The organism is Paenibacillus sp. P4_A7, assembly GCF_056402455.1.
The window spans coordinates 1-4,164 of record NZ_JBFUHJ010000476.1 but is presented as its reverse complement, the minus strand read 5'-3'; the positions used below and the strand labels follow the sequence as shown (position 1 = coordinate 4,164).

At 46.0% G+C, this 4,164-nt stretch carries 5 protein-coding genes; all 5 read left to right on the top strand.

The window, feature by feature from the left end; genetic code table 11:
• On the top strand, positions 1-660 hold a 660-nt coding region (locus AC1DWN_RS29125; RefSeq protein WP_477562373.1), incomplete at its 5' end, for a glucose-6-phosphate isomerase.
• 36 nt (positions 661-696) lie between these two features.
• Positions 697-1,329, top strand: a complete 633-nt coding sequence (locus tag AC1DWN_RS29120) for a YigZ family protein (protein WP_477562372.1) — start codon at positions 697-699, stop codon at positions 1,327-1,329.
• A 244-nt stretch (positions 1,330-1,573) separates the two neighbouring features.
• Entirely contained in the window at positions 1,574-2,380 is an 807-nt protein-coding gene (gene cysT / locus AC1DWN_RS29115; RefSeq protein WP_477562375.1) for a sulfate ABC transporter permease subunit CysT, read from the top strand.
• Entirely contained in the window at positions 2,380-3,177 is a 798-nt protein-coding gene (locus AC1DWN_RS29110) for a sulfate ABC transporter permease (RefSeq protein WP_477562374.1), read from the top strand. The genes cysT and AC1DWN_RS29110 overlap by 1 nt, the downstream gene beginning before the upstream one ends.
• 3 nt (positions 3,178-3,180) lie before the next feature.
• Positions 3,181-4,164: sulfate/molybdate ABC transporter ATP-binding protein (locus AC1DWN_RS29105; RefSeq protein WP_477562371.1), on the top strand; the 984-nt coding region annotated here is incomplete at its 3' end.

Below are 4,164 nucleotides of genomic sequence, written 5' to 3'. Positions count from 1 at the left end.
ATGCAAGGGGCTGCTGATGCTTCCAAAGAATACAGCAACCCGAATGTAGCGGAAAACGAAGCTTACCAATATGCGGYTGCACGCAACGCTCTTTACCGTAAAGGTAAAGCAACGGAAATTCTCGTTAACTACGAGCCATCATTGCATTTCGTATCGGAATGGTGGAAGCAGCTCTTCGGTGAAAGCGAAGGCAAGGACTACAAAGGTATCTTCCCTGCGGCTGTTGATTTCTCGACAGATTTGCACTCGATGGGTCAATTTATCCAAGAGGGTAACCGTAATATTTTCGAGACAGTCATTCAAGTTAATGAAGTCGCTGAGCATATCACAATTGAGCATGACGCTGATGACCTTGATGGACTGAACTTCCTGTCTGGAAAAACGATGGACTTCGTGAACAAGAAAGCATTCGAAGGAACGCTTCTTGCACATACAGACGGTCAAGTGCCGAATCTGATAGTTAACATTACGGATATGACGCCGTATACTTTTGGTTACCTTGTGTATTTCTTTGAGAAAGCATGCGGAATCAGCGGCTACCTGCTCGGCGTTAATCCATTCGACCAACCAGGTGTTGAAGCATATAAGAAGAACATGTTCGCATTGCTTGGCAAGCCAGGCTTCGAGAAAGAAAAAGCCGAGCTGGAAGCAAGGCTGTAATAAACCGGCAAGATCGGTATACGGGAGTCACAGCCTATGCTGGATAAGTATTCAACGGTCAGACAGCAGGATCATGCGGAGATCGTCATAAAGAAGTCTCGATTTATTGGTTATGCCAAACCTGTAGAGACGGAGGAAGAAGCAATTGCTTTCATCAACGAGATCAAGCTTCTTCATCGACAGGCCACACATAATTGCTCGGCTTACCTTATCGGAGAACGGGATCAGTTCCAGAAGGCCTCTGACGATGGAGAACCAAGCGGAACGGCTGGTAAACCGATTCTCGAGGTCATCAAGCATAAGGGCCTGAAAAATGTCGCTGTTGTCGTAACACGGTATTTTGGCGGAATTATGTTAGGCGCCGGCGGACTTGTGCGCGCTTATACGGACGGAGCTGTTGCTGGCATTGAGGCAGCCGAAGAGATCGTTAAAGTGCTGCATCGAGAAGTGCTCGTGGATGTTGACTATACATGGTACGGTAAGCTGGAAAATGAGCTTCATGGCAGGGGAACGCGAGTTGGCGGGACGGATTTTACCGATCGCGTCATCGTTCGTTGCTTGCCGGAAGCGAGTGATACAGAATCTTTTATCGCATGGATGACCGATTTGACGCAGGGACAGGCTATCATCACAGAAGGCGAAAGTCTCTACTATATCGAGGGTGAATAATAAGAAAGAGGAGCWAGGCATWATGCCTAGCTCCTCTTTCTTATTATTAGGGGTATATCGTCGAAGGTGTGCATAATATTAAGTTATAGATAGGATCAGAAATTGTAAATTTTTAATTGACGTAATCCCAGTTTGGGTGCTACATTATCAATACCTAGTATTTTAATAGGAATTGTGTTTATTAATGTTTTGCTACACCTACGGCACGAGCCGATGGTCTGGAGGTTATGTCACATTGAATGCCATGTTTCGTGGAAAAGGATGGAGCTTCGGTTTTCGCAGCACCATCATGCTTTATTTTATTGTATTAATTGTTCTGCCTATTGTCGGAATATATACCCAGTCCTTCTCGCTAGGTTGGCTAACCTTCTGGGAAAGTGTCTCCGATCCGCTTGCTATAAAATCCGTGCTGCTTACGGTGAAGCTAGCTGTTATCGCGACGCTGATTAATATGCTGCTTGGAACGATGATTGGCTGGGTTCTTATTCGTTATCGCTTTCCTGGTCGACGATTGCTCAACAGTTTAGTTGATTTGCCTTTTGCGTTGCCTACAGCAGTAGGTGGTCTAATGATTCTATTATTGCTTGGACCGAATAGTCTTGTAGGCGGTTTAGCAGAGAAATTGGGCTTTCAAATTGTTTTTCATGAGCCAGCTATCATTGTGGCAATGCTGTTCGTTACGTTTCCTTTCGTTATTCGTGCCATTCAGCCATTGCTTGAGGAAATGGACAAATCAGAGGAAGAAGCCGCCTATATGTTAGGCGCTTCGCGTACTAAGACATTTTTTAGCGTCATCCTCCCTACTATACTTCCAGGTATCTCAAGCGGCGCTATGCTGGCATTCTCTAGGGCTTTGGCCGAGTTTGGAGCTGTCGTGCTTGTTGCAGGCAACATACCAGGAAAAACATTAATTGCATCAGTATATATTTTCGGAGAAATTGAAAGCAGTAATCCGCAGGGAGCAGCCGCAGTATCGGTACTGCTGCTGTCGCTTTCCTTTCTTATTTTGTGGACCGTTAACCTCATTCAGTCGAGGAGGACGGGACTATGATAAGAAGACTGTGGATAACGCTAACCTATATGGTGTTTGGGATATTACTCATAACGCCGCTTGTAAAAATTTTCACTGGAACTTGGGCAGACGGCTGGAGTGGCTTTGTCGCTGGAATCACTCGCCAGGAGTCGCTGCATGCGCTTATGATGACAGCTATTATTGTTGTTGTCGTGACGGCTTTAAATACGGTGTTTGGTATTATGCTGGCTTTGTATCTCGTACGAGCAGAATGGATTGGGCGGCGGGTGAAGAGGCTGCTTAATAGTTTAGTAGATTTGCCGTTTGCGGTATCGCCGGTAATTGGTGGATTGATGATTGTTCTTATTTTGGGACCAAGTACGGTACTCGGAACATTGTTTGAGGATGCTGGGATCAAAATTGTATATGCACTGCCAGGGATGATTCTCGCGACGCTGTTTGTGACATTCCCACTCATGGTTCGTGAAGTAATGCCAGTACTTCAAGAGATCGGAGCACAGCAGGAGGAGGCGGCATCTACACTTGGTGCCTACTCATGGTATACATTCTGGAAGGTAACATGGCCATCGATTCGCTGGGGCGTTATTTATGGCGTGGTACTGACAGTAGCGCGTTCGCTAGGGGAATTTGGCGCAGTGCTTGTTGTTTCCGGCAATATTATGAATAAGACACAGACCGCAACGACGTTAGTTTATCAAGACGTTGAAAATTTCAACGTTGTCGCGGCTAATGGTGTCGCTTTGGTTTTAGCGGTTTTTTCGGTAGCACTGCTGCTGCTCATGGAATGGGCAAAGAAAAGAAAGGAAGTGCATTAAGCCATGCATATTGAAGTACGTAATTTAAGCAAAAGCTTTGGCGATTTCCATGCGGTAAAGGATGTCAGCTTCGAAATCGAAAAAGGACATTTAATTGGATTACTCGGACCGAGCGGCGGCGGTAAAACGTCGATTCTACGTATGCTTGCAGGGCTTGAGACACCCTCCTCCGGCGATATTATTTTCCATGGCCAAAGGGTCAATGATTTGCCACCTCAAGAGCGCGGAATCGGCTTCGTATTTCAAAACTATGCTTTATTCAAGCATATGACCGTGTATGACAATATTGCTTTTGGCCTTAATGTAAAGAAGCAATCAAAGGAAAAAATTCGTGAGCGCGTCATGTATTTGGTTGAGCTTACGGGTCTAAAAGGCTTCGAGCACCGGTATGCCCATCAATTGTCGGGCGGACAACGTCAGCGTGTAGCCTTCGCTAGGGCGCTGGCGCCAGAGCCGCAGCTGCTGCTGCTCGATGAGCCGTTCGCTGCAATCGATGCCAAAATCCGTACAGAGCTGCGCACTTGGCTGAAGGAAATGATCGAACGTGTTGGTATTACGTCCATTTTCGTTACACATGACCAAGAAGAAGCAATAGAAGTGGCTGATGAGATTATGATTATTAGCAAGGGTAAGCTGGAGCAAAAGGGCAGCCCGTGGGATATTTATAAAAATCCGGAAACGCCTTTCGTGGCAAGCTTCATTGGTGAATCAACAATTGTAGATGATGTTAAGGTGCTCAAGGGCTTTGAGGATGCTGCGAATCGTACAGGAACAAAAGCGTTAATTCGTCCGGAATATATTGAAATTGGCAAGCCGGGTGAAATTAAGCTAGCATCGGCCACAATGAAGGCCAGGGTAAAGCAATTGCATTTCCGTGGCAGCGAGTGGATGATAGAACTTATGGTTGGTGAAACGAAGCTGATTACTTATCGTTCGCTTGAGAAGGAAGTGCTTCATCCTGGCGAGGACGTAAGAGTGCTTTTGCAT

Bases quoted from the DNA above. Each gene is read 5' to 3' on its own strand.
- AC1DWN_RS29120 (WP_477562372.1), top strand. From the start codon at position 697: ATGCTGGATAAGTATTCAACGGTCAGACAGCAGGATCATGCGGAGATC.
- cysT (WP_477562375.1), top strand. From the start codon at position 1,574: ATGTTTCGTGGAAAAGGATGGAGCTTCGGTTTTCGCAGCACCATCATG.